At 31.7% G+C, this 23,058-nt stretch carries 24 protein-coding genes; 6 read left to right on the plus strand and 18 right to left on the minus strand.

All coding sequences use genetic code 11. The annotated features are described in order from the left end of the window. Positions 1–93: 93 nt before the first annotated feature. The 4 genes from ABD077_RS13030 to rpsF all read right to left on the minus strand — a co-directional run bounded on the left by ABD077_RS13030 (position 94) and on the right by rpsF (position 4,517). Positions 94–3,309: a TonB-dependent receptor gene (locus ABD077_RS13030; RefSeq protein WP_343912733.1), complete on the minus strand. Its 3,216-nt coding sequence runs from the start codon at positions 3,307–3,309 to the stop codon at positions 94–96. A gap of 101 nt (positions 3,310–3,410) precedes the next feature. Continuing rightward, positions 3,411–3,863 carry a 50S ribosomal protein L9 gene (rplI, locus tag ABD077_RS13035; protein WP_343912734.1) on the minus strand — a complete coding sequence of 151 codons (453 nt, stop codon included), beginning with the start codon at positions 3,861–3,863 and terminating at the stop codon, positions 3,411–3,413. 16 nt (positions 3,864–3,879) lie between these two features. Beyond that, positions 3,880–4,179: a 30S ribosomal protein S18 gene (rpsR, locus tag ABD077_RS13040; protein ID WP_174412104.1), complete on the minus strand. Its 300-nt coding sequence runs from the start codon at positions 4,177–4,179 to the stop codon at positions 3,880–3,882. After that, positions 4,179–4,517, minus strand: a complete 339-nt coding sequence (rpsF, locus tag ABD077_RS13045) for a 30S ribosomal protein S6 (RefSeq protein WP_299600709.1) — start codon at positions 4,515–4,517, stop codon at positions 4,179–4,181. The genes rpsR and rpsF overlap by 1 nt, the downstream gene beginning before the upstream one ends. A gap of 212 nt (positions 4,518–4,729) precedes the next feature. On the opposite strand from rpsF, the gene ABD077_RS13050 reads away from it, so the two are divergent. Both ABD077_RS13050 and ABD077_RS13055 read left to right on the plus strand, forming a co-directional pair. After that, the gene (locus tag ABD077_RS13050; RefSeq protein ID WP_343912735.1) at positions 4,730–5,440 is read left to right on the plus strand and encodes a LytR/AlgR family response regulator transcription factor; all 711 of its coding nucleotides are present in this window, start codon (positions 4,730–4,732) and stop codon (positions 5,438–5,440) included. Between the two features lie 182 nt (positions 5,441–5,622). Further along, positions 5,623–6,336 carry a LytR/AlgR family response regulator transcription factor gene (locus ABD077_RS13055; RefSeq protein WP_299600705.1) on the plus strand — a complete coding sequence of 238 codons (714 nt, stop codon included), beginning with the start codon at positions 5,623–5,625 and terminating at the stop codon, positions 6,334–6,336. A 75-nt stretch (positions 6,337–6,411) separates the two neighbouring features. Here the strand turns inward: ABD077_RS13055 and priA are convergent, their stop codons facing one another. From priA to nadC, 7 genes are all read right to left on the minus strand, one after another. Further along, positions 6,412–8,865 carry a replication restart helicase PriA gene (gene priA, locus ABD077_RS13060; RefSeq protein ID WP_343912736.1) on the minus strand — a complete coding sequence of 818 codons (2,454 nt, stop codon included), beginning with the start codon at positions 8,863–8,865 and terminating at the stop codon, positions 6,412–6,414. Between the two features lie 103 nt (positions 8,866–8,968). Next, complete coding sequence (locus ABD077_RS13065) at positions 8,969–9,535, minus strand: chalcone isomerase family protein (protein WP_343912737.1); 567 nt, start codon at positions 9,533–9,535, stop codon at positions 8,969–8,971. A 106-nt stretch (positions 9,536–9,641) separates the two neighbouring features. Next, complete coding sequence (locus ABD077_RS13070) at positions 9,642–10,070, minus strand: DUF2147 domain-containing protein (RefSeq protein ID WP_343912738.1); 429 nt, start codon at positions 10,068–10,070, stop codon at positions 9,642–9,644. Positions 10,071–10,173: 103 nt separating this feature from the next. After that, positions 10,174–10,737, minus strand: a complete 564-nt coding sequence (locus ABD077_RS13075) for a chalcone isomerase family protein (protein ID WP_299897560.1) — start codon at positions 10,735–10,737, stop codon at positions 10,174–10,176. A 144-nt stretch (positions 10,738–10,881) separates the two neighbouring features. Next, positions 10,882–11,445: a chalcone isomerase family protein gene (locus ABD077_RS13080; RefSeq protein ID WP_343912739.1), complete on the minus strand. Its 564-nt coding sequence runs from the start codon at positions 11,443–11,445 to the stop codon at positions 10,882–10,884. Between the two features lie 36 nt (positions 11,446–11,481). Next, a complete protein-coding gene (locus ABD077_RS13085; RefSeq protein ID WP_343912740.1) occupies positions 11,482–12,399 on the minus strand; it encodes a YihY/virulence factor BrkB family protein in 918 nt (305 codons plus the stop codon). 3 nt (positions 12,400–12,402) lie between these two features. Then, positions 12,403–13,260: a carboxylating nicotinate-nucleotide diphosphorylase gene (gene nadC / locus ABD077_RS13090; RefSeq protein WP_343912741.1), complete on the minus strand. Its 858-nt coding sequence runs from the start codon at positions 13,258–13,260 to the stop codon at positions 12,403–12,405. Positions 13,261–13,344: 84 nt separating this feature from the next. Between nadC and rlmH the strand changes: the two genes are divergently transcribed. Then, entirely contained in the window at positions 13,345–13,818 is a 474-nt protein-coding gene (gene rlmH / locus ABD077_RS13095) for a 23S rRNA (pseudouridine(1915)-N(3))-methyltransferase RlmH (RefSeq protein WP_299600689.1), read from the plus strand. 54 nt (positions 13,819–13,872) lie between these two features. Here rlmH and ABD077_RS13100 read toward each other — a convergent pair whose 3' ends face one another. From ABD077_RS13100 to ABD077_RS13130, 7 genes are all read right to left on the minus strand, one after another. Then, positions 13,873–14,289 (minus strand): hypothetical protein, encoded by a 417-nt coding sequence (locus ABD077_RS13100; protein WP_343912742.1) that lies wholly within the window; start codon positions 14,287–14,289, stop codon positions 13,873–13,875. A 163-nt stretch (positions 14,290–14,452) separates the two neighbouring features. Then, the gene (locus tag ABD077_RS13105) at positions 14,453–14,899 is read right to left on the minus strand and encodes a hypothetical protein (protein WP_343912743.1); all 447 of its coding nucleotides are present in this window, start codon (positions 14,897–14,899) and stop codon (positions 14,453–14,455) included. Between the two features lie 52 nt (positions 14,900–14,951). Further along, positions 14,952–15,740 (minus strand): CPBP family intramembrane glutamic endopeptidase, encoded by a 789-nt coding sequence (locus ABD077_RS13110; protein ID WP_343912744.1) that lies wholly within the window; start codon positions 15,738–15,740, stop codon positions 14,952–14,954. Positions 15,741–15,760: 20 nt separating this feature from the next. Continuing rightward, positions 15,761–16,981 carry a serine hydrolase domain-containing protein gene (locus ABD077_RS13115; RefSeq protein WP_343912745.1) on the minus strand — a complete coding sequence of 407 codons (1,221 nt, stop codon included), beginning with the start codon at positions 16,979–16,981 and terminating at the stop codon, positions 15,761–15,763. A gap of 47 nt (positions 16,982–17,028) precedes the next feature. Continuing rightward, positions 17,029–17,709 (minus strand): response regulator transcription factor, encoded by a 681-nt coding sequence (locus ABD077_RS13120; protein WP_343912746.1) that lies wholly within the window; start codon positions 17,707–17,709, stop codon positions 17,029–17,031. 1 nt (position 17,710) lies between these two features. Continuing rightward, the gene (locus tag ABD077_RS13125; protein ID WP_343912747.1) at positions 17,711–19,108 is read right to left on the minus strand and encodes a sensor histidine kinase; all 1,398 of its coding nucleotides are present in this window, start codon (positions 19,106–19,108) and stop codon (positions 17,711–17,713) included. Continuing rightward, positions 19,108–20,295, minus strand: a complete 1,188-nt coding sequence (locus tag ABD077_RS13130) for a S41 family peptidase (protein WP_343912748.1) — start codon at positions 20,293–20,295, stop codon at positions 19,108–19,110. Before ABD077_RS13130 ends, ABD077_RS13125 begins: the two co-directional genes overlap by 1 nt. A gap of 202 nt (positions 20,296–20,497) precedes the next feature. Here ABD077_RS13130 and ABD077_RS13135 point away from each other — a divergent pair, with 202 nt between their 5' ends. The 3 genes from ABD077_RS13135 to ABD077_RS13145 all read left to right on the plus strand — a co-directional run bounded on the left by ABD077_RS13135 (position 20,498) and on the right by ABD077_RS13145 (position 23,022). After that, a complete protein-coding gene (locus ABD077_RS13135) occupies positions 20,498–21,382 on the plus strand; it encodes a geranylgeranylglycerol-phosphate geranylgeranyltransferase (protein WP_343912749.1) in 885 nt (294 codons plus the stop codon). A gap of 3 nt (positions 21,383–21,385) precedes the next feature. Continuing rightward, positions 21,386–21,973 carry a Maf-like protein gene (locus ABD077_RS13140; RefSeq protein WP_343912750.1) on the plus strand — a complete coding sequence of 196 codons (588 nt, stop codon included), beginning with the start codon at positions 21,386–21,388 and terminating at the stop codon, positions 21,971–21,973. Positions 21,974–22,074: 101 nt separating this feature from the next. Beyond that, the gene (locus tag ABD077_RS13145) at positions 22,075–23,022 is read left to right on the plus strand and encodes a septum formation inhibitor Maf (RefSeq protein WP_343912751.1); all 948 of its coding nucleotides are present in this window, start codon (positions 22,075–22,077) and stop codon (positions 23,020–23,022) included. Positions 23,023–23,058 lie beyond the last annotated feature (36 nt).

Below are 23,058 nucleotides of genomic sequence, written 5' to 3' on the forward strand. Positions count from 1 at the left end.
TTTTCTATAAATTGGCTGCAAAAATAGTAATAATTAAAAATCCGCTCCTAATAATTAGGAACGGATTTTTATAGTATTCTGAATACAATGGTTTTAGTTAAATATATAACGCAAACCAACCTGTGCTTGCCATCTAGAGTCTAAACTAAAATCATTTGCAAATGTCTTTGTCTGCGAAGTGTCAAAAGAATAGGTAGGTGTATTAGTAGCATCCACCGTAACCCCAATTGGCTGATCATTTACAGGTATCTGGATCACACCCCAATCAGAATTTAACAAATTTCCAAAATTAAGAATATCGACACTTAATTGAACCGTATTGGTTTTATCTCCTATTTGAAAATCATAATCCTGCAAAAGTTTTACATCCCATCTTCCTCGCCAAGGGCTTAAAATTGCATACTTCTCGGCATAGTTACCTCTTCTTCCGCTAAGATACTCATCCTGCTGAATATATGCTTCTAGCGCAGCTCTTTGCTCTTCTTGTTCTGCTGGAGTTCCGCTAAAGTCATAAGTACCTAATTCTGTTTGTGTTGGAATATAAATCAAATCATTCAATACAGATCCATCATTATTTATATCTCCAGAATAGGTGTAAGAGAATCTTCCGCCTTGAGCATATTCATAAAAAGCCCCTAATGATGTTCTCCATTGTTTATTTTTTCCATAATGAAAAGATTTGTTTAATTGCCCCACAATTCTATGCCTATCTCCATATCTAGATGCAGTACTTATCGCCTGATTTACATTTCCAATAGCTGGATTTCTATCGAAAGCATCACTCGAAATTTCAGCATCAAGCGAACTAGCATCCTCTGCTTCTAAGAAGTTATAAGCAATACTGGCAAATAATCCATTCTTAAAACTCTTTTGTAATTTAAATGACCAGTTAAAAGAATAGCCTATGTTTGTATTTGTAAATACGTATGCAGCATTGGAAAACCCAAAACTATTAGAAGTAGATCTATCAGTTGCTAAATAAATAGCTCTGTCATCAACACCATTTAAGGTACCACTTGGTGTATTTAACCCGTAATTCCTTACTATCTGTGCATTAATATCTTCTGTGTAAATAATATCAGTGGATGCAATCAAACCATTTTTAAATTTATAATCAATCCCTAAACTATTTCTAAATACTTGAGGGAATCGAAAATCAGGAGCAGTTGTAGTGTAAAAGAAAACCGTAGGATTTGCCACTTGATTTCCTATCCACACAAACGGAAGACGCCCTGTAAAAATACCTGTTCCCCCTCTTACTTGTAACGTCTTATCTCCTAATACATCATAATTAAATCCTAATCTAGGTGAAACTAATAATTTTCTAGTTGGAAGATCTAGACTATTTAACCTTATTGGATTTCCATTCTCGTCAAAATAGGTAATCCCTGGTTGATAAGTTGCATCTTGATCTTCCGGAAAAGTCCCTCCTGCTGCTCTTTCTATATTTTCGGCAATTTTATCTCTGGTATCAAAAAATAGTGGTTGATCCACTCTAATCCCATAAGTTAAGGTAAACTTGTCATTCATTCTCCATTTATCCTGTGCATAAAAAGCCAATTGCCCAATGTTTGTTTCTGCCAACGCCCAATTGTTTGTTGCATTATTAGTATCAAATACGTTTTGAGCATTCGCAAGAGCCTCTGCGATGAGTCCATTATTTAAAGCCTGTTCAAAACTATTCGTAGAACCAGGTGTTATCCTAACGCTATCAAAATCAGGAGCAAAAAAACCAACGCCTCCATTAGCATTAAAAAAACTATATGCTCCAAGATTAAAAGAATTATCGAATTCGAATCTTTCAAAACTTCCTCCTAGAGTAATTGTATGTTTACCAGTTACAATATTTAAATTATTAGTTACCTGATATACTTTTTGTTCTAATCTATTATTGATAGAAAATGGTTCATGTCCGGCGACAATATATCGCACACCATCTTGTGTAATATTGATAGGAGGTGCAGGCGCTGAAAAAGGATCTCTACTATCATCAAACAAGGTATAACCTGCCTGAAATTTATTAGAGATATTACCTCTAAAGTTAGAGTTTAATTCTACTAAAAAAGAATTAATCTTATTGTTTATAGTGTAACCAGCATTTCTAAACTGTAAAGTAGTCAAATCTGGCCCTCTCCGACCCGCTGCTTCTGGATTCGCAGGTAAATCTCTAGAAGCGTCTAAAAAATTATAAATTAGTGCTAATCGATGATTATCACTTATATTCCAATCCAACTTTAAAATTCCTTTTGTAGATTCTGTATTATGGGTATAACCTTCATAAGGTCCTGTTTCATAACCTAATAAACGAAGCTGTTCAGACACATAATCTAAATCTTCAGCAGAAACTCGGGATACATTTGCTCCAGTTAATCCAGGTCTGGCTGCTAAGAAATTAGAACCCAAATCTTCGCGATCATCTATCTCGAAGTTTCCAAAAATGAATAATTTGTTTTTTACAATCGGTCCTCCAACACTTAAACCATATTGTGCTTGGGTCAAATCTGGAACTATAATATCATCATCTCCTACTTTATCTCCGGTTAAATCCTGATTACGATAAAAACCATATACGGTACCTTTCCATTCATTGGTACCACTTTTCGTAACTGCATTTACAGATGCTCCGGTAAATCCAGCTTGTGTAACATCATAAGGCGCAGTAGAAACCTGAATTTGATCTATAGCATCTAAAGAAATAGGTTGTGCATTGGTCTGTCCACCAGGAGTGGCTGCGTCTAATCCGAATGGATTATTAAAAATAGAACCATCTAAACTAAAATTATTAAACTGATCATTTCTTCCTCCAAAAGAACCATTACTCGAGGCTGTTGGCTCTAAACGATAAAAATCCGCTGCAGACCTAGTAATTGTAGGTAGAGATTTTATTTCTCTATTACCAATACTAGTTTCCGCACCTGTTCTTTCACTACTAAACGTAGCATTTTTATTGGTAGTGATTACGACCTCTTCTAATTGATTGGCGTCCTCAATCATAACCACATCAATATTATATGTTTGTCCTAACTGAAGATACACATCATCAAACACCTTTTTTTTAAAACCTACATAACTAATTGTTACGCGATAGGGTCCTCCTACTCGCAAATTAATAAGGTCAAATCTACCATCGAAGTTAGTTGTTCCTCCGTAAGTGGTTCCAGTAGGCGAATGAACAGCAGTGATATTAGCTCCTGGTAGTAATTGATTGGCATTATCATATACCAAACCAGCAATATTGGAGGTTGTTACCTGAGCATGAATAGTAATTGCCAATAAGGCAAAGACTAAAGTGATAAGAGTTTTTTTCATTGATTGATCGTTTTTGTGTGAATACAATGAAAATAAACAAAAAAACCACTCCAAAGGAGCGGTTTTTCTATTATTATAAACTGGTTTATTAACCGATTTATTTATTTTGCTTGTGCTACAACTTCAAACGCAAGTGGAGTAATAACAGCTCTATGAAGACGAATTGAAGCTTCGTATTGACCAAGACGTTTTATTGTTCCTCCTGGCACTGTGATGAATTTTTTCTCTAATTCAACACCTTCTTTCGCTAAAGCTTCAGAAACATCTGCACTAGAAACAGAACCGAATAACTTATCACCTGATCCAACTTTTGCAGCAATTTTGATTTCAAAAGCAGCAATTTTCTTAGCTAATTTCTCCGCATCTTCAACTTCTTTCTTTTCTTTAAAAGCACGTTGCTTTAACGTTTCTTCTAATACTTTTTTAGCAGATGGAGTAGCTAATACTGCATATCCTCCAGGAATCAAAAAGTTACGTCCATAACCGTTCTTCACCTCTACTACATCGTCTGCGAATCCTAGATTCTCAACGTCTTTCTTTAATATAAGTTCCATAATGTTATGACGAATTTTATTTTAATAAATCTCCAACGTATGGCATTAATGCTAAGTGTCTTGCTCTTTTTACAGCAACACTCACTTTACGCTGATATTTTAAAGATGTTCCTGTAAGACGACGAGGCAATAACTTTCCTTGTTCGTTTACAAAAGCCATTAAGAAATCAGGATCTTTATAATCGATATATTTAATTCCTGATTTTTTAAAACGACAATATTTCTTCGTTTTAGAAGTATCTATATTTAATGGAGTAAGATATCTGATCTCTCCATCTTTTTTTCCTTTAGCTTGTTGTTCTATCGATGACATAATTAAGCTTTTTGTTTGTTTCTATTTCTTCTTTTCTCAGCCCAAGCGATTGCATGCTTATCTAATTTTACAGTTAAATAACGCATCACTCTTTCATCTCTTCTGAATTCAACCTCTACAGTGTTGATAGCTTCTCCTGGTACAGTGTACTCAAATAAGTGATAAAAACCACTTTTCTTGTGCTGGATTGCATAAGCTAACTTCTTAAGACCCCAGTCTTCTTTAGATATCATCTTGGCACCGTTAGAAACAAGAATGTCTTCGTATTTCTTAACTGTTTCCTTTATCTGCTCTTCAGATAAAACGGGATTCAAGATGAAAACAGTTTCATAATGATTCATAAAAATCTATTTTTAATTAAAATTGGCTGCAAAAGTAATACTATTTTTTAAAATATTCAATAAACTCAACAAGAGAGTAAATAAAAAGTATTATCAAAAATGTAAACATCGCCCGTCTATCGTTAAAAAACACAATTCATCGATAAAATACACAAATTCATTTAAGTTTAGATAATTTTTGAGTACTATTGTAACATCCTAAATCTAATAAAATGAAAAAACCTTTAATCAAATGCGCAGTTGTAGATGATTCCAATATGCAGCGTCTTGCTATAACCCAATTAATCAGAAAACAACCCCAATTAGAACTAGTAGGGGAATGGAGCAACGCCATCGAAGCAAAGAATGGATTACTAGATGTAGACACAGATGTATTATTTCTCGACATCGAAATGCCCGTACTAAATGGTTTTAATCTTCTTGATTATTTAGAAGACAAGCCCCATGTTGTCATCGTCACTGGAAAATCAAAATATGCTCATAAAGCTTTTGATTATAATGCGATAGATTTTTTAAAAAAACCTTTGAAATCAAGTCGTTTTTCTATCACCATAGATAAACTTTTACAAGCTGATAATTTTCATAAAAAAATTGAAGCGGAAAAAAACAGTCCTTCGGTATTCATCAAAAGCGGTTTAAAAGAATACAAGGTTTATTTACAAGACATTTTATTTATATCAGCAATGGGAGATTTTGCAAAAATTCACTTAGAAAAAAGTACTCCTTTAGTTGTAACTGGTACGATGACTTACTTAGAATCCTTGTTACCTAAACAATACTTTTTTAGAGTACACCGATCATTTATCGTAAATCTAGAAAAAATAGAACGTTTTACTGCCAGTTATTTGGAAATTAAAAACGAGGCTATTCCTATAAGTAGACAAAAGAAACAAGAATTAAGGGATATTTTAAAATCTAATTAGCGTTACAGATCATAAAAATTAAATATAAGTAACTGTGATTAAAGTGATTCTAAAAAATGACATTTAGAACAAAAAATCATTGAAATTTTTCATTTCGATGAAACACATTTTTTATCGATAAAAAGCGTAAAATGTTTGTGGAAATAATATATATTCATTAATATTGTATAGAATATTAACCTATGCAAGTGGAACAATCTCAATTAAAATGTGCAGTAGTAGACGATTCACGTCTTCAAAGACTCGCAATTGTAAAACTAATAGATGAACACTCATCACTAGAATTAGTAGCTGAGTGGAACAATGCTATTGAGACAAAAAACGGATTATTAGATACTCCGGTTGACCTATTGTTTCTAGATATCGAAATGCCAATACTCACCGGTTTTGATCTTTTAGATGATCTAGAAAACAAACCTCATATCATATTTGTTACTGGAAAAACAAAATATGCTTTTAAAGCCTTTGACTACGATGCTATCGATTATTTAAGAAAGCCCCTAAAAAAAGATCGATTTAATGCAGCTGTAGAGAAAGCACTTAGCATGTCTCGTTTAAATTCGGAACAAGCATCTGTAGAGGATGATGATTACATCTTTGTAAAAAGTAATCTGAAAAAACGAAAAATATTTTTAAATCAATTAAAGTATGTAGAAGCTTTGGGTGATTATGTAAAGTTAATTATGGAAGATGGTGATCCTATTGTGGTTTTGGCTACGATGAAATCATTTGAGGCAGAATTACCAAGTGATCGTTTTTTAAGAATACACAAATCGTACATCGTAAATCTTGATAAAGTAGAACGTTATAATAGTCGTAACATAGAAATAGCGGATGAAAAAATACCGCTGAGTAGACACAAAAAACATTCTTTGATAGAGGCATTAAGCGGATAAAACAAAGTATAATAAATATACAATCCCGTTACTATATAGTGATGGGATTTTTTATTGAATGAAACCCAGCAATCATCAATAATTATCTACATTGATAATTATCCGTACTCCAGAAAATTCTTTAACACTTTTAAATGAGTTCTCAATTTTTTTAATGACTTCCTTTGTTTTTTTTAGAGATTGTCCTGCTGGTATTTTAACCAATATATTTTTATTATATTGGTTTCTGATTCTGGAAATAGGTGGAAATTCGGGCCCTAAAACATGTTCTTTAAAACTCATTCTAAGAGATTTAGCAAACCAAGCTGTAGCCTCATTAACTCTATTATAATCTTTATGACGTCCCGTTATTTTAATAATCCTGTAAAATGGAGGATATTTATATTGATAACGCTCTTCCATCTGATCCTTATACATTCCTTCGAAGTCATTAATAGATACTTGTTGAAGAATTTGGTGAAAAGGATTATAGGTCTGAATCAGAACTTTTCCTCTTTTACTGGTTCTACCAGCTCTACCAGCTACCTGTTGCATTAATTGAAAGCTTCTTTCATGCGCTCTAAAGTCAGGGAAGTTGAGCAAATTATCCGCATTCATGATACCCACTAAGGTTACATTTCTAAAATCAAGTCCCTTGGTAAGCATTTGAGTTCCTACCAAAATATCGATCTCTCCATTTTCGAATTTGGTAATGATTTTTTCATATCCATGTTTTCCTCTTGTAGTATCCTGATCCATTCTACCAATATGATGCTCCGGAAAAAGCTCTTTAAGCTCATTTTCTATCTGTTCAGTACCAAAACCTTTTGTTGTTAACTCCGGACTATCGCAAGCAAGACATTTTTGTAACATTGCGATATGATATCCGCAATAATGACATCTCAATTGATTTCTATAATTATGATATGTTAAACTAACATCACAATTAGGGCACTGCGGAGAATGACCGCAAGTATTACATTCTACAACAGGAGAATACCCTCTTCTATTTTGAAATAAAATTACCTGTTCATCTTCTTTTAAAGCTTCTTCGATAGCTGTTAACAATGTATCACTAAAATGCCCTTTCATCTCTTTACGCTTGTATTTCGTTTTAAGATCTACCAGATTAATATCTGGCATCAATACATTGCCATATCTTCTATTTAGAGTAACCAATCCGTACTTTTTTTGATTGGCATTATAATATGATTCTAAAGAAGGAGTAGCAGATCCAAGAACTACTTTACCCTTAAATAGTTTGGAAAGTACAATTGCTGTATCTCTAGCATGGTATCTAGGAGCAGGATCATATTGCTTAAACGAACTTTCATGTTCCTCATCTATAATGATTAACCCAAGGTTTGAGAATGGAAGAAAGATTGAAGATCTAGCGCCAATAACAATTTGTGCTTTTGCTTTAGATTCTTTTACGTTATTCCAGGCTTCTACCCTTTCATTTACCGAATATTTTGAATGATATACAGTCAATTTTTCACCAAAGTATTCTTGTAATCTACTAATTAGTTGCGTGGTCAAAGCTATTTCGGGTAACAAATACAAAACTTGTTTTCCTTTTGCAATTTGCTCTTCTATTAGTTTTACATATACTTCTGTCTTACCAGAAGAAGTAACCCCATGAAACAAACAGACATCTTTTTCTAATAAATGCTTTTGTATTTGCTCTAACGCTTGTTCTTGAAAAGAATTCAATTCTTTGCTAGCAACACTAAGATTAGACGTATACTCTACTCTATCGGTTTGTTTATGATACTCCTCTAAAATACCTTTATCAACTAAGGCCTTAATAATATTAGCACTACTATTAGCTACTTTAATAAGGTCAGCAACTTTAATAGCTTTATTTGTTTTGGCTTGCAACATGAACAAGTGCATCAGCACTTCCTTTTGCTTCGGAGCTCTTGTTAAAGAGTCTAATAAATCTTGTAATGCTTCTTCGGTACTATACGCAATCTGTAATTTAACATACCGAACTAGTTTAGGCTTGTATTGCTCATAAATCTCTTCCTGAACAGTAATTACATTTTTCTCTATAAGTCTTTTTATAAGCGGAAGTACACTTTTCTTACCTACAATATCCATTACCTCCTGTATACGAAGTAAACTTTGATGCTGCAGTGCTTCGTATAATAAAAATTCATCGTCTTTTAATTCTTGTTCATCTATTGTATGTGAATCATTTCTAAGAATAATAGTTTCACTTTCGAGTAAGAATGCACTAGGTAAGGCAGCTCTCATTACTTCTCCCTTAGAACACATATAGTATTCCGATATCCAAGACCAAAGTTGTAATTGATCATTTGTGACAATAGGAACCTCATCCAAAATATGCTCGATCTCTTTAGCTTCATAAACCTGAGGAGCCGTTTGATGAATGTTTGTTACCAATGCAGAATAAACTTTACTTTTACCAAATTGTACAGCTACTCTCATTCCTGGTTTTAGGAAATGAGCCTCATTCTCATTAACACTATACGTAAACTCTTTATGAAGAGGAATTGGAAGAATTACATCTATATAATACTGCATTGACATTTTTGATTCATACAAAAATACATCTTTAGCCAAATTATAAACAACAAAAGCCAGATCAATTGACCTGGCTTTTGCTAGATTTTGGGGTAAATTTATTTTATCCGTTTTGACCTAACATTCCTCCTTTGATTAATTTACAAGCTGGCTCATCTCCTAACCAAATTTTGAATAACGCATATTTAAAATCTCTTCCTTCTATATATCCTATTTCTTCTCCATTCTTATACGTTCTTATTCCTTTTCCTTTTATGTAAACTAGATCGAAGAAATCATTGATTTGCGTACTACTGCCGAATAATTCTAAAAACTTATCGATTCTTTCATCTAAACTTTGCGTATTTCCAAACATTGCATCATCAAAACCTTTTCTGAACACTTTGATCATCCTTTTATTAGTTACTTTTTTAGAATTGATTACTAATCGGATAGACATACTCTCATCTGCATCTAAAACTTTTCTGTCATCTGTATATTTGTTAACCGTGTATAAACCTCCTGAATATGTTTCTACTCCAAGTACTTTTCTAACTCCAGCACCATTAAGGGTAAGTTCTTCTCCTTCAAAATTTACTTTATAAGGAACTACTGCGTCACCAACTCTAATTTGAGCCGTAGCTATCGTTGCAACTAGCAATAATATAGATAGGGTAATTATTTTTTTCATGATTTAGTTTTTTAAAAATTACAAGGTCTTAGTTCTGTATTTTTTTAAAAACTAACAATCAAAAATGTTAAAATTTTGTTTAAACATAAAAACGTTAAGAAATACACTAAGCTTTTACCCACTGTTGAGTACGGAATAAAAAAGCTATGTAACCCCTTACATTTAAGGTGTTTGGATCATTTTCTTCCAACCAAATTTTGCATCTGTACACCTTTCCATTTTCAGGATCTAAAATTGTTCCATCTTCATATTCATTTCCATCTTTTGTTAAACCTTTTATAATAACCATACCCTCGATAGGTTTATTATAATCTTCTCCTTCACATTCTTTACATAATTGTCCTCTATCCGATTCTTTTAAAATTCGATCAATCTTTCCGTAAATTTTATCTCCTTTTTTGTAGATTTCTACGATAGATCTGGCTTCTCCCGTAGTATCATCTATAGTTTTCCATTTTCCAATAATTCCATTTTGAGCATTAACAAAACATGATAGTAATATAAAACAGCTAATAATGATTTGATGTAATTTCATATTGAGTATTCATTTTAGATTATAATATTAAAAAAATATTGTGATACTAAAGAAGCTACCTGAGCTCAGGTAGCTTTTATGTTTATGCTATTGAAAAGTAGAATTATTGTAATCCTAACATTCCATTTTTGATATCGTCACTAGCAGGTTCATCACCTAACCATATTTTAAATAACGCATATTTAAAGTCACGTCCTTCTATCTCTCCGAGTTTTTTTCCATTTTTGAAACAGTGAACACCTTTGTCCTTTATATATACAATATCAAAAATATCATTCTTTACAATAGGCTCATTAAAGAACTTAATAAACTTATTGATTCTCTCATCTAATGATTTTGTATTACCAAAAGTAGCTTTGTTAAATCCATCTCTAACAGCTTTGATCATTTTCTTTTGAGTAACAAATCCAGAAACAATATTTAGTTTAATAGCCATTGTTTCGTCAGCATCCAAAATTGCTCTAGGGTCTTTACTCTTTTTTTGTAAATACAACCCTCCAGCATATAGGTCAATCCATAACATTGCGCGCATCCCCGCACCATTTAACTTAAGATCTGTATCGCCAAAATTCTCTTCATAAGGTAACACAGCCTTACCTACTCTAATTTGTGCTGTAGCTGTATTTAGAGAAATTAACGCTACAATTAATAAAGTAATATTCTTCATCTTTGTCAAAGTTTTATTTGGGGTATATTAATATCAATTTTTCCATCAAGTTTTCAAAAGTAATAAAATCTGTTATGCGCGCATAGCAATTTTCAAAAAAAAACGTTAAATTGTGTATTTCACCGCTAAAATAAGCATTTTATCCTAAAAAGCGCCTAACATTTCATTTTTTAACCCTTTATCTGCTGGATTATCTCCAATCCATATCTTAAAAAGCGCTTCTTTGAAGTCCAAACCTTCTACATGTCCCTTTTCTACACCATCCTTATAGATCACACTTCCCTTTCCTTTTTCATATACTATATCGTATATCTGACCTTCTTCGATCTCATCTTTTATAAAACCAATAAATGTATTAATTCTATCGTCTAAAGGTGCTGTATTACCTTTTGTAGATTTTTCAAATCCATCTCTTAGAGCACCAGCCATCTTACTTCTAGACATCATTCCTGATAAAATATGCAATTTAATTGCCATCGTTTCATCGGCTGCCGCTATCGTATTCCCACTAGCACTTTTCTTCTTAAGATATAATCCTCCAGCATAAATGTCAAAAAAGAACTTTACTCTCAATCCAGCTCCATTTATAGAAAGGTCTTCTCCGCTAAACGTTACTGTATTTGGAAGTGTAGCATCTCCTACCTTCACTTGAGCTTGAGTAGTTCCTACAATTGCTAAAAGAATAAATAATAAGCTTAGTTTTTTCATTTTTATTAAATTAAATGTTTGTATGATGCTAAAATATTAAAAATTCTTCTTCAATTTAATAAGAGATGCGTTTAATTCAAATCCTAATAAAAGTAAATTAGCATTGAGCCAAATGTATACCATTAGAATCAGCATTGCTCCTATAGAACCATACAATTTATTATAGTTAGAAAAATTATCTATATAAATACCAAATAAATAGGTTGTAATCATAATTAAAATGGTAGTCATAAACGCACCAGGAGAAAAAAATCTATTCATCTTACCTTCTGTAGTACCGAAATAAAACAAGGTAGCTACAATAAGAAAGATCATTAGTACAAATAATCCATATTTTCCAAATTGCAACCAAAAAACGGTATTGTCCATTACTCCTATTTTTTTCAGATTTTCTAACAAGTAACTAAAATATAATGTTACTATTACCGTGATAAGCAACAATGATGCCACAATTAAAGACACTCCTAAGGCAACTATATATTGCTTTACAAAATTACGGTTCAGTGTTACGTGATAGGAGTATTCGAATCCCGAAAAAACTGCATTTATCCCATTCGTCATTAAAAACAGCGACAAAACAAATACTGTAGATAATAAACCTGTTCTGGGTGTATCGGAAATATCTTTATAAATCCCTTCAAAAAAAAGTTTTGATTGATTGGGTAGTGCAGAGGTAATAAACTCGAAGAAGTTTTCCTGAAAACCATCAATCTGAATTATAGGAATTAAATTAAGTAAGAAAAGTAAAAAGGGAAACAGGGATAAGAAAAAACTCCATGAGATGGAACTTGCTCTTGCCGAAAATGTTCCCTTAACGATACCTATCGAATAAATTTCTACCAAATCATATAATGATAGCCCTTCGAAGCCTGGAAGAATTACTTTTTTACCGATTTTAACAAAAAGATTAATAATCGGAATTTTATGGAGTTTATCTTCGACTTCTTTTGACATATATTACACTGCTTTCAAACTCAAATCTAGATTATATACCGAATGCGTTAACGCACCACTACTTATATAATTAACACCACACTCTGCGTATCTACGAACTGTATTTTCATTAATACCACCACTAGATTCAGTAAGACAAGTATCTCCGATAAGCTTCACTGCTGTTCGAGTATCTTCATAATTAAAGTTATCAATCAAGATTCTATAGACACCAGGTGTTTTAAGTATTTCCTGAATCTCTTCAAGGTTTCTAGCTTCTACAATTATTTTTAAATCTCTTTTGGTATCAGCTAGGTATTTTTTTGTCTTTTCTATGGCTTTTGTAATTCCTCCAGCAAAATCAATATGGTTATCTTTTAGCATAATCATATCATATAAAGCAAACCTATGATTTTCACCACCACCAATTTTTACAGCCCATTTTTCTAAAGCTCTAATTCCGGGAGTTGTTTTTCTTGTATCTAAAATTTTAGTTCCTGTTCCTTCCAGAAGTTGTACAAAATGATTTGTTTTTGTAGCAATAGCACTCATTCTTTGCATTGCATTCAATACAAGTCGCTCTGCCTTAAGAATAGATTGAGAGCTTCCAGAAACATAAAAGGCAATATCTCCATATTTTACTTTAGATCCATCTTCGATCATCACTTCGATTTCCATATTTGGATCTACATAGTAAAATACTTTCTTAGCAAAATCTACTCCTGCCAATATTCCTTCATCCTTTACGAGAAGTTTTGCTTTGCCAGTTGCTGTATCTGGAATACAAGCAAGAGAGCTATGATCTCCATCACCAACATCTTCTCTAATAGCATTAGCAATAATTAATTCAATTTCGTTGTCGAATTGAGCCTTTGTAATCATATTGAATGGTTATTTTTGCTAAAGTAGGAAAAGTAGTTGGAAGAATGAAGTAGTAACTACAAAGTGCATAAATAATAAATACAAATGACTATTAAATTAATTGCAGTTGGTAAAACAGATCATAAACAATTACAGGATCTTACTGCAGAATATATTAAAAGACTAGGTTTTTATATCAAGTTTTCTTTTGACATTATACCTGATATCAAAAATTCCAAGAATCTTAGTGAAGCACAACAAAAAGACAAAGAAGGAAAATTGATCCTGCAGAAAATAACCACTTCTGATGTGTTAGTTTTATTGGATGAGAATGGTAAGCAATATGACTCTGTAGGTTTTGCTGATCTATTACAGAAGCATATGAATAGTGGTATAAAACAATTAATATTTGTTATTGGAGGGCCGTATGGATTTAGTCCAGAAGTCTATAATCGAGCGAACGGAAAACTTTCTTTATCCAAAATGACATTTTCTCATCAAATGATTCGCTTATTTTTTATTGAACAACTCTACAGAGGTTTTACGATTTTAAGAAATGAGCCTTATCATCACAGATAAAGCTCATCTCTATAATGATTTCAATTTTTATAGCTATTGAGACAAAACTCATTATTAGTTATCCTTTATTAAGCTTCTTAGATCATCAAAAGCATCAATAAGATCTTCTACCAAATCAATAGAAACTGCATCTTTATCTAAAAAAACTGATAATTTTCCTTTTTTAAGTTTCACTTTATACCCATCTTCTCCATTAGCCAAATAGTTCCATTCATAAGTTCCATAGCTTTTGGTCATCTTTGCATCTAAATGATCTTTTAAAAACTTTTTTACTTTATCTGTTTTATCAGAAGGAAAACTGGCTTTTAATCTATAGCTATCATCGGTATTGGAGACAGAAATATTGATATTATACCCTGTATCGGTATCATCACTAGAATAATTAACAGTTACTTTAGTGTTTGAATTTGTTTGTGTATATGCTGTTGGCACTGCCATTGTCATACATAAGATAAAAATGATTGTTTTCATATGTTTATATTTATTGTTTTTCCAAAGGTCATATGGAATCGCCATATAACATATCAGTTAATACCAATACATTGGTTATGGCCTATTTCATAATTCTCTTTTTTTGATTGATGATTCACTTTAAGTGAACAGATTATTGATTGATTTTAATAATTACTAAATACTAACTTCCTGATTCTTGGGAAGTCATTTCTTTTAATTCTTTACCGATGAGCCCAAATCTCTTTAATAATTTGTCTGAAGCTAATTCTTTGTTTACGTTTATTCTAAGTTTATTTCCTTTTAGTTTTACTACATATATTTCTTCATCTTCTAAACCCTTTGTCCAAGAATATGTATTGTCTTTTATTACCATATCTTTTTGCCCAAACTGATCGATCAAATAAGATTTTACATGAGACTTCATGCGTTTCATGAACTTAATCTTAATACGATAGTTATCATCTGTATCGAGCGTAACAAATGATCTATAAAATGCTTTATGCTCTGCATCAGTATCATACGTTATAGAAAAACTAGAAGAAGATCCTGATGAGTTTTCGTCTGTTTGTGCCTGTGTTGTTAGTAAGCCAAATACAAGACTCACAATAACAAAAATTACTGTTTTCATATTATTATTTTTAATGATTTATATTTATTCTGTGAAATGTGGAATCTGATCTTTAATTCCACTCTATAACTTGGAATTGATACTTTTTCATCATAAAAATTCCATATAGTAAACATGGTAATACCAGTAGGGTTATTAAAATTGCATCCTCAAATGAAACACTATTGATTGTCCTATTTTTCATGCTAACCCCAATTGTATCAAAATCCCCAACAAAATCAACAATGGCGTGAATAATAATTAAAGGATAAATTCTTCTTGTCATGACCAATAACATTCCGAACATGATTCCAATAAACGTTGCATATCCAACTTGAGATAATTCTCCATAAATACCTTTATCAAATTTGATGGTATGCAGTAGTCCGAAAAACAAGGATGAAATTAATACGGACATAATTATACCTTTCTTTTTAGAGCCAAAATGTTTTATTAAGTGAGATTGCAAAAATCCTCTAATACTAAACTCTTCGGCAAATCCTATGGACAAAGAATATATTACGAACAAAATGATATTAAGCACCAAAAGTTCTCTATTTATTTCATCCATCAGTAATACATTAAGCAACACCAAATACACAACAGGAAAAATTAAGAAGTACTTCTTTTTAAGCTTCGTGTTTTTTATTCCTGCAATTTCGGAAAGCTCATTTTTCCGTATCAATAGTATTGATACTAAAACGATAAGCAAGTTTGATCCAATATTTAAAAGTGTATGTATTTCATACGATACAATCTCTTTTTGCATTAACAGCTTAATAATGTACTGCTTACCCATTAAAGTAGCGAGTAAAACGATCACAAAGAGTATAAGCTGATTCCAAAATTTTGATTTCAACATTTTATATGTTCTTTTTATAATTAATCTAAACTTGATATCTCTTTATAATCGTTTTTAAACTCTTTAAGCGAATTCCATATTTTTTGAACAGAACTAATAACATCCTTATCTTGATCAATACCTGTATTCATAAAAAATATAGCTCCTATTTGATCATTTTTATTAAAGTACATTAGTGTTAAGATTCCTGGATCCGATCCATTATGACCTATCTTTCCAGAAGTTCCTACTTCCCAAAAGAAACCATAATTGTTTTTTTGATTTCCTTTATTATTTAACTGGTCTTTATCCAGTTTAGCGGACATCATCTGTTGAAAAGATTCAGTTTTTAATACAGAATCTTCTCCATAATACCCTTTCATCAATCCTTGCAAATACGCTGAAAGGTCTTTTATACTACTCCTTAATCCTCCGTCTGGATACGTAATTAAATCATACTTAGGTATTTTATTACCATTTTCTGTGTAAATCGATGCGTAGTTTTCTGGGTTAGATGCTGCATAAGACCAACCCGAGTTACTCATTCCTAGTGGATCTAATATAATTTGTTGTGTATATTCTGTAAATGAAGTTCCTGTAGCTATTTCAATAATATATGCTAATAGTGCCGAACCTATATTGGAATATTCATATCGATCGCCTGGTTGATGCTTAGAGAAGTTATTTTTTCGAAACCACTCCCCTTTTGGTGTCAAATGATTTTTTAGAAAAGCTTCTAGACTATACTTGTTATTTCCTTTTATCAAGCTAAGATCCTTTAACTCGCTTTTGGTATAAGTATTTTCATCGAACTCCGCTTCATTTTCTAAAACATAGCTTTTTTCATAAGCATCTGTATCTAAAATCGAAGAAGTATGTGTTGCCAAATGTTTTACCGTTATTGGTGTTTCAGGATGTCTTGGATGATTTATTCTAAAAGGTAAAACATCATTAATTGGAGTGTCTATTGAAAGCTTCCCTTCTTCGATAGCTTTCATGAATGCAACTCCTATAAAAGTTTTAGAAACCGAACCAATATTTTGTACTGTATTAATTGTGTAAGGCTTTTGTGTTTCTTTATCAGCATAACCAAAGCCGTTCTGATACAAAATTTGATTAGGAGTAAATACGGAAACTCCAAAACCAGAAATTTTACTGGATTTATAAATATCTCCTAGTTTTTGATCTAATTGCTCTTGTTTTAATTGAGCATTTACATATAATGATATGCAACAAAATAATAGTACTTGTAGTGTTTTCATGATGTTCGTTTTTTGATTGATAATTGATGATTGATGATTGATGAAATTTATTCTATTTGAAATGTTAGTCCCACTCCTCTTACACTTTCGATTTTTATTTTACTATCTTTTTTAAAATACTTCCTTAGTCTACTGATAAACACATCCATACTCCTTCCTGAAAAGAAATCGTCATTTCCCCATACATCTTTAAGTAGATTTTCTCTTTTGATCATAGTATTCTTATGATCATATAGATACTGAATAAGAATTGTTTCTTTTTCGGTTAATTTTTGTCGATCATCGTTCAATTTTAAACAATAATTTACAGCATCAAATTTAAAATCACCGATAGACAACACCTCTTCCTTTATTACTTGAGTTCTTTGAGATCTTTTTAAAATATTCTGAAGACGTAATACAAGAATATCTGCTTCAAAAGGTTTTACGATATAATCATCTGCGCCTAGTTTTAGCCCTCGTATTTTATCTTCCTTCATTTTTTTTGCTGTTAAAAAAACAAAGGGAGTTTCTGGGTGTATTTCGATAACTTTTTCTGCCAATGTAAACCCATCCATTTTGGGCATCATAACATCAAAGACGCAGATATCGAATTGTTCTTGCCCAAATATTTCTAAGGCTTCTTTCCCATTTTTGGCCCATACCACCTTATATCCATGAAGTTCTAAATATTGTTTTAGAATACTTCCGAAATCAAAATCGTCCTCTGCTAATAATATATGCTTCATCTTATTTATTGATTGGTATATTGATGGTAAATGTGGTTCCTAAATCTAATTTGCTTTCCAAGCTTATGTTGCCCTGATGTGCTTTTACAATTTGATTGGTAAAAAACAATCCTAAACCTAATCCCTTTACATCGTGCACATCTCCTTCGGTAATACGGTAAAATTTTTCAAAAATCCTTCGCTGTTCCTTTGGCGAAATTCCAATTCCGTTATCATGGATTGATATTTCGTACAAATCATCTTTTAGATAAGTTCTAAAAACAATTTCTACCTCATCTTTTCCATATTTTACTGCGTTATCTAAGATATTTAACAAAGCTGTGGTAAACATAAACTTGTCTATATTTAAATTCACTTCTCTAAATTCTATTTTGGAGGTGACGGTAACATTTTTGTCTTGCACCGATAATTGAAAATCCTTTAATACATTTTTAAAATAAGTATCATCTAATACTTCTTCTTTTTTAAGAATAATCTCCTCAGATCCCAAGCTATTTGTAACCACTTGATCTACCAATTTTTGTAATCTATCATTTTGTCGATCCAGTATATCTAAAGTGTTAGCAAAAGCATCCGGAGAACCTTGTATCTCAGGTTTTCTTAGGGTTTTAGAAGCTATTCCCAAAGTCGCCATTGGCGTTTTTAACTCATGAGTTATATTATTTATAAAATCAGTTTTTATATCTGCTAATTTTTTTTGTCGAATCAAATTTCTAATAGAATAGAATAAGAGTATTACAACAAACAGAATTAATAAGACTGAAAAAATAAACAATGATGCCATTTGCCCAAATACGATTCTTTTCCAACCAATGATATTGATATAATCTACAGTGCGAACTTCTAAATCCATGGATATTTTAATTCCACCACTGTTTACTTCATCTTCATACTCAAAATCTGTAAACCATCGAGCATTACTCATTACTACCTCATCTTCTTGTGGAAACTTTTCTCCAAAAGTGTAAATATTTTCACCCTCTACTGCAGAAAATATACTATCCATCTTTTCTCCTTCAAAAAGCACAATACTTTTAATATCCTTTTTATATTGAATATCATACTCCAAATTACGCTTAGCAATCTCCTTTTTATAATACTCTTTAAAAAGATCATTTAGCGAATCTGTTTTGGGCCTAAACTTATCAAGAGCTTCTTTCTTTTGAATTTTATTTTTCTTATACTCTACTAAATTTTCACTCAGATATGTATACCATTGTTCCGCGAGAGAATCCATTTCTTTGGTATTATCTATATTACTAATAGCTTTCTTTGTTTCTTTTATAAAAACATCTTTCTTTAATTGATAAGTATTATATATCAAATATCCTTGTATACCAGATAAAGCAAGTAAAGCAATAACCGAAGTAATAATTAATAAGTTTATATTTTTCTTCATTATAGAGATGCGTTAATAATTTCAATTGCCTTTTGCAACTGATCTTGGGAATCTAAGATAAAGTGTTTTGGTTTAAAATCTTCTCTAGGCATTCCATTTATATGAAATAGTTTTTCTACAGGAATTTGAAAACCAATATTCGTTTCTGGTAAGGTATAATTATAAATGGCGCCTAATAAATCAGCCATATCAGCACCTACAGTTTCGGATCTTTTTAATCCATCGAAACCAATCGTCATTCCTTCTCCCATACTTCCTGTCCATTTTCCACAAAGAACAACTAACTTCTTACCATATATCTTTCCTCTTGGCATAACCAATTCTATCGTTTTTCTTTCTACTCCATATAATCTTTCTTCATACGTAAAGCTATGTATTTGGTAGGCTGCTTCTTTGTTAATAAATCTTCCCATAATTCCTCTTGCTACTGTGGTATTTCCGCCTCCAGGAGTATCTCTAAGGTCTAATATTATCCCATTTGTATTCTCTATAGCGCGTAATGCTTCATCGAAGGCAGCAATGGTATTATTATTTCCTAATGAGTTGTTTATTTTTATGTACCCAATATTATTATCAATGATTTTTGAGGTCACCAATTCTTCATAATTTTTGTTTCTCACCTTTTCTAATTCGAATGTTAATGAGTCATTAACATTCAAAACTCTACTCTGATTATGTGTCCCTGCCAATAATAAATTGGCTGCGTACTCATACATTTCTTTTGTATACGTGGTAACACTCTTAGGTAAAAACTTTTTAATAGCTTTTGATATTGAAACTCCATTATATGCTGTAATACACATTCCTAATTTAACTCCTTCTTTTTGTGTCGAAAAGCCATCTCTAATGCCAGATACAATGAATTGTTTGTTCTTGTAAGAAACCCAAATATCAGTTCCTGATGGGATTACTCTACTAGAGGAAGCTAAATTCCTGTTTAAACCAATATGACCATTATAAAGCTCATTATTAGTCATCTCCAACAAGCGAATAAAATCATCATCATTTTGAATCGTATCTACAATCGGTTGGTAAATATTTCGCACTTTATCCCAATTCGTTTTCTGAACGTCGAAATAAGCAAAGTATTGATCCACTGTTTCCCAATAGGTGTTAAAATCCTTTTGATACTTTGTTTGAGCGAATGAACTCGATACGATTCCTAAAATGATGATGATTCTTAACATTACTATTTGTTTTTTGATTGTTGATGGTATCAAAAGTATAGAAGGGTTTCAAAGAAATCGAAAAATTACAGATCGTTAACCCACCATTAACGTTAACAAGCATCAAAAACCCTTATAAAATAAAGGATTGAAGAGACTAAGTTAATACTGCTATAAAAAAGATTAATTATTACATTTGCGAACAAATCAATTCCATCAATTTATGCAATCATATCTAAAGCTCATTAAACTTAATAATCTTCTTCTTATAGCATTAGCTCAATTATGCATTAAGTATGGACTTTTTGAACCTTTTGGAATTGATATTACTTTAAACGGATTTGGAATCTCGCTTCTAATTATTGCTACCATTTCTCTAGTGGCAGCTCTGAATGTAATGTTGTATCTAGAGAATAAAGAAGAATCGAATATTGCAATCTCTGAAAAAGTAGCAAATCGACTTTTCATTATCTTTAATGTTATTGCCGTAGGTATTGGTTTTTATCTTTCCAATATTATTGGTCGACCCAAATTGGCTGCTTTATTTATTGTCGTTTCTGGTGTATTCTATATTTACACCACCTATTTGAAGGAAATTATAGTTGTTAAAAATGTTCTAATGGGCATTATGATGGCTTTAGGATTAATTTCCGTAGCCATTTTTGATTTACTTCCTGCAATCACAGAGCAGAACAAGGCATCCCAAAAAGTTATTTTTCTGATTATTGTAGACTATGCAATGTTTGCATTTATTATGATCACCATTAGAGAAATTGTAAAAGACCTTCTTACCGTGGATAAAGATCATAATACAGGATTACAAACCATACCAATTGCTTTAGGAAAAGACAGAACAGCAAAGCTTATCAGCGGTCTTACTCTAGTTCCTGTTGGTATGATTATTTATTATGTATATACTTATCTGTTTAATAATTCAACCGCTGTTGTTATAGTCTTAGCAGTATTGGTAGCTCCTTTGTTATATTTTATGTTTAGAAGTTGGGGAGCAGAAAATGACAGAGATTATAAAGTTTTAAGTATGATTTTAAAACTAGTCTTATTCGCTACTTCTTTATCTATGCTGTTATATCAATTTATATTGAAATAAGTTATGCTTAAAACCGTTTTAAAAGATTATCAACTTATTTTGGCTTCAGGTTCTCCGAGAAGGCAACAGTTTTTTAAAGATCTAGATCTCGACTTTACCATACAAATAAGAGAAGTAAATGAGGTGTATCCCGAAGATCTAAAAGGCACCGAAATATCAGATTATTTAGCTAATCTAAAAGCTGAAGAGTTTTCTGATTTACAACCCAATGATATTTTAGTTACAAGTGACACTATCGTTTGGCATGAGAATAAAGCATTAGGCAAACCAAAAAATCCTGAAGATGCTAAACAAATGATTGCTTCCTTATCTGGCAAGACTCATGAAGTCATCACTTCTGTATGTTTTAAAACGATACACCAAACTAAAGTTATTAACCAAACCACCAAAGTCACCTTTAAAACCTTATCGAAAGATGAAATCGATTATTATGTTGACACGTTTTCTCCATTAGATAAAGCTGGGGCCTACGGAATACAAGAATGGATAGGATATATCGGTATAACTAATATAGAAGGTAGTTACTATAATGTTATGGGACTACCGGTACAACTTGTTTATGAAACGTTAATAGCGCTTGCTAGATCATAGCTTTATCGTAATTTAGTTTTTGTTGATCTATTATTCAAAAGGATTACTAGTAAGAAGGATCTTGAATAATCATATAGATCATAAAACTTAAAATTACCGCTATGAAAAAGTCTTTACTATTATTTGGTGCACTTGGAGTTTTAGTTATTATTGCCTGTAATAATATCAAAGCTGATGAAAAAAACAATACGGCATTAAACAATAGTTCCGAATCAGCAGAATCTGAATTACAACCAGCAAAAGAACTTTCAGAAGATTTTAAAAAATATTGGTATGCAGGAAAAGCAGAAATCACTTCTTATACTCTAGAGCAAGCAAGATATGGAGAAATAAGAGAAGGAAAAGCTGTGCTGATTTATGTAACAGAGGATTTTTTACCAAAAGAACAAGTAAAAGCTGATTACCAAAACGATACTAACGTGCCTGTTCTAAAACTCAATGCTACTAAAAAATTTAATACTGGAATCTATCCTTATTCTATTATGCAAAGTACGTTCTATCCAGTATCTGACAATAAACATGCGATTAAAGTATCCAGCTCTATGCAAGAATGGTGTGGTCATGTATACGCACAAATTAACAACAAAGAGAATTATGAGATTACGTCGCATTCTTATTTTCAAGGAGAGGCTGATCAAAACTTTACGTTGGATAAGGATATTTTGGAAAATGAGCTATGGACTAAGATTAGAATAGATCCCGAAAATCTTCCTACTGGAGATATAAAGGTAATCCCATCACTGGAATATTGTCGATTAAAACATAAAGAAATAAAAGCTTATAGTGCTAAAGCTACCATAACTAAAGAAGGTAATTATAATAATTATAACTTGGAGTATCCTGAATTGAAGAGGAAACTGAATATTACTTTTTCATCTTCTTTTCCGTATGAAATAGAAAATTGGACAGAAACTTTTACCAGTGGTTTTGGTCCAAATACAAAGGAATTAGTAACAAAAGCTACAAAATTAAAGAGCATTAAATCCGCGTATTGGGGAAAGAACAGTAATAAAGATGAAGTTCTTAGAGATGCTTTAGAATTGAAATAATACAATCCTGCACAACCTTTTCACAACTTACTGAAA

This window comes from Aquimarina litoralis (assembly GCF_039523995.1).
GTDB classification, from domain to species: domain Bacteria; phylum Bacteroidota; class Bacteroidia; order Flavobacteriales; family Flavobacteriaceae; genus Aquimarina; species Aquimarina litoralis.

Bases quoted from the DNA above. Each gene is read 5' to 3' on its own strand.
- ABD077_RS13125 (WP_343912747.1), bottom strand. From the start codon at position 19,108: ATGAAGAAAAATATAAACTTATTAATTATTACTTCGGTTATTGCTTTA.
- ABD077_RS13135 (WP_343912749.1), top strand. From the start codon at position 20,498: ATGCAATCATATCTAAAGCTCATTAAACTTAATAATCTTCTTCTTATA.
- ABD077_RS13055 (WP_299600705.1), top strand. From the start codon at position 5,623: ATGCAAGTGGAACAATCTCAATTAAAATGTGCAGTAGTAGACGATTCA.
- ABD077_RS13050 (WP_343912735.1), top strand. From the start codon at position 4,730: ATGAAAAAACCTTTAATCAAATGCGCAGTTGTAGATGATTCCAATATG.
- ABD077_RS13080 (WP_343912739.1), bottom strand. From the start codon at position 11,445: ATGAAAAAACTAAGCTTATTATTTATTCTTTTAGCAATTGTAGGAACT.
- ABD077_RS13110 (WP_343912744.1), bottom strand. From the start codon at position 15,740: ATGTTGAAATCAAAATTTTGGAATCAGCTTATACTCTTTGTGATCGTT.
- ABD077_RS13070 (WP_343912738.1), bottom strand. From the start codon at position 10,070: ATGAAATTACATCAAATCATTATTAGCTGTTTTATATTACTATCATGT.
- nadC (WP_343912741.1), bottom strand. From the start codon at position 13,260: ATGATTACAAAGGCTCAATTCGACAACGAAATTGAATTAATTATTGCT.
- ABD077_RS13030 (WP_343912733.1), bottom strand. From the start codon at position 3,309: ATGAAAAAAACTCTTATCACTTTAGTCTTTGCCTTATTGGCAATTACT.
- rplI (WP_343912734.1), bottom strand. From the start codon at position 3,863: ATGGAACTTATATTAAAGAAAGACGTTGAGAATCTAGGATTCGCAGAC.
- ABD077_RS13120 (WP_343912746.1), bottom strand. From the start codon at position 17,709: ATGAAGCATATATTATTAGCAGAGGACGATTTTGATTTCGGAAGTATT.
- ABD077_RS13100 (WP_343912742.1), bottom strand. From the start codon at position 14,289: ATGAAAACAATCATTTTTATCTTATGTATGACAATGGCAGTGCCAACA.
- rpsF (WP_299600709.1), bottom strand. From the start codon at position 4,517: ATGAATCATTATGAAACTGTTTTCATCTTGAATCCCGTTTTATCTGAA.
- ABD077_RS13105 (WP_343912743.1), bottom strand. From the start codon at position 14,899: ATGAAAACAGTAATTTTTGTTATTGTGAGTCTTGTATTTGGCTTACTA.
- ABD077_RS13085 (WP_343912740.1), bottom strand. From the start codon at position 12,399: ATGTCAAAAGAAGTCGAAGATAAACTCCATAAAATTCCGATTATTAAT.
- priA (WP_343912736.1), bottom strand. From the start codon at position 8,865: ATGCAGTATTATATAGATGTAATTCTTCCAATTCCTCTTCATAAAGAG.
- ABD077_RS13145 (WP_343912751.1), top strand. From the start codon at position 22,075: ATGAAAAAGTCTTTACTATTATTTGGTGCACTTGGAGTTTTAGTTATT.
- rlmH (WP_299600689.1), top strand. From the start codon at position 13,345: ATGACTATTAAATTAATTGCAGTTGGTAAAACAGATCATAAACAATTA.
- ABD077_RS13115 (WP_343912745.1), bottom strand. From the start codon at position 16,981: ATGAAAACACTACAAGTACTATTATTTTGTTGCATATCATTATATGTA.
- ABD077_RS13065 (WP_343912737.1), bottom strand. From the start codon at position 9,535: ATGAAAAAAATAATTACCCTATCTATATTATTGCTAGTTGCAACGATA.
- ABD077_RS13130 (WP_343912748.1), bottom strand. From the start codon at position 20,295: ATGTTAAGAATCATCATCATTTTAGGAATCGTATCGAGTTCATTCGCT.
- ABD077_RS13075 (WP_299897560.1), bottom strand. From the start codon at position 10,737: ATGAAGAATATTACTTTATTAATTGTAGCGTTAATTTCTCTAAATACA.
- ABD077_RS13140 (WP_343912750.1), top strand. From the start codon at position 21,386: ATGCTTAAAACCGTTTTAAAAGATTATCAACTTATTTTGGCTTCAGGT.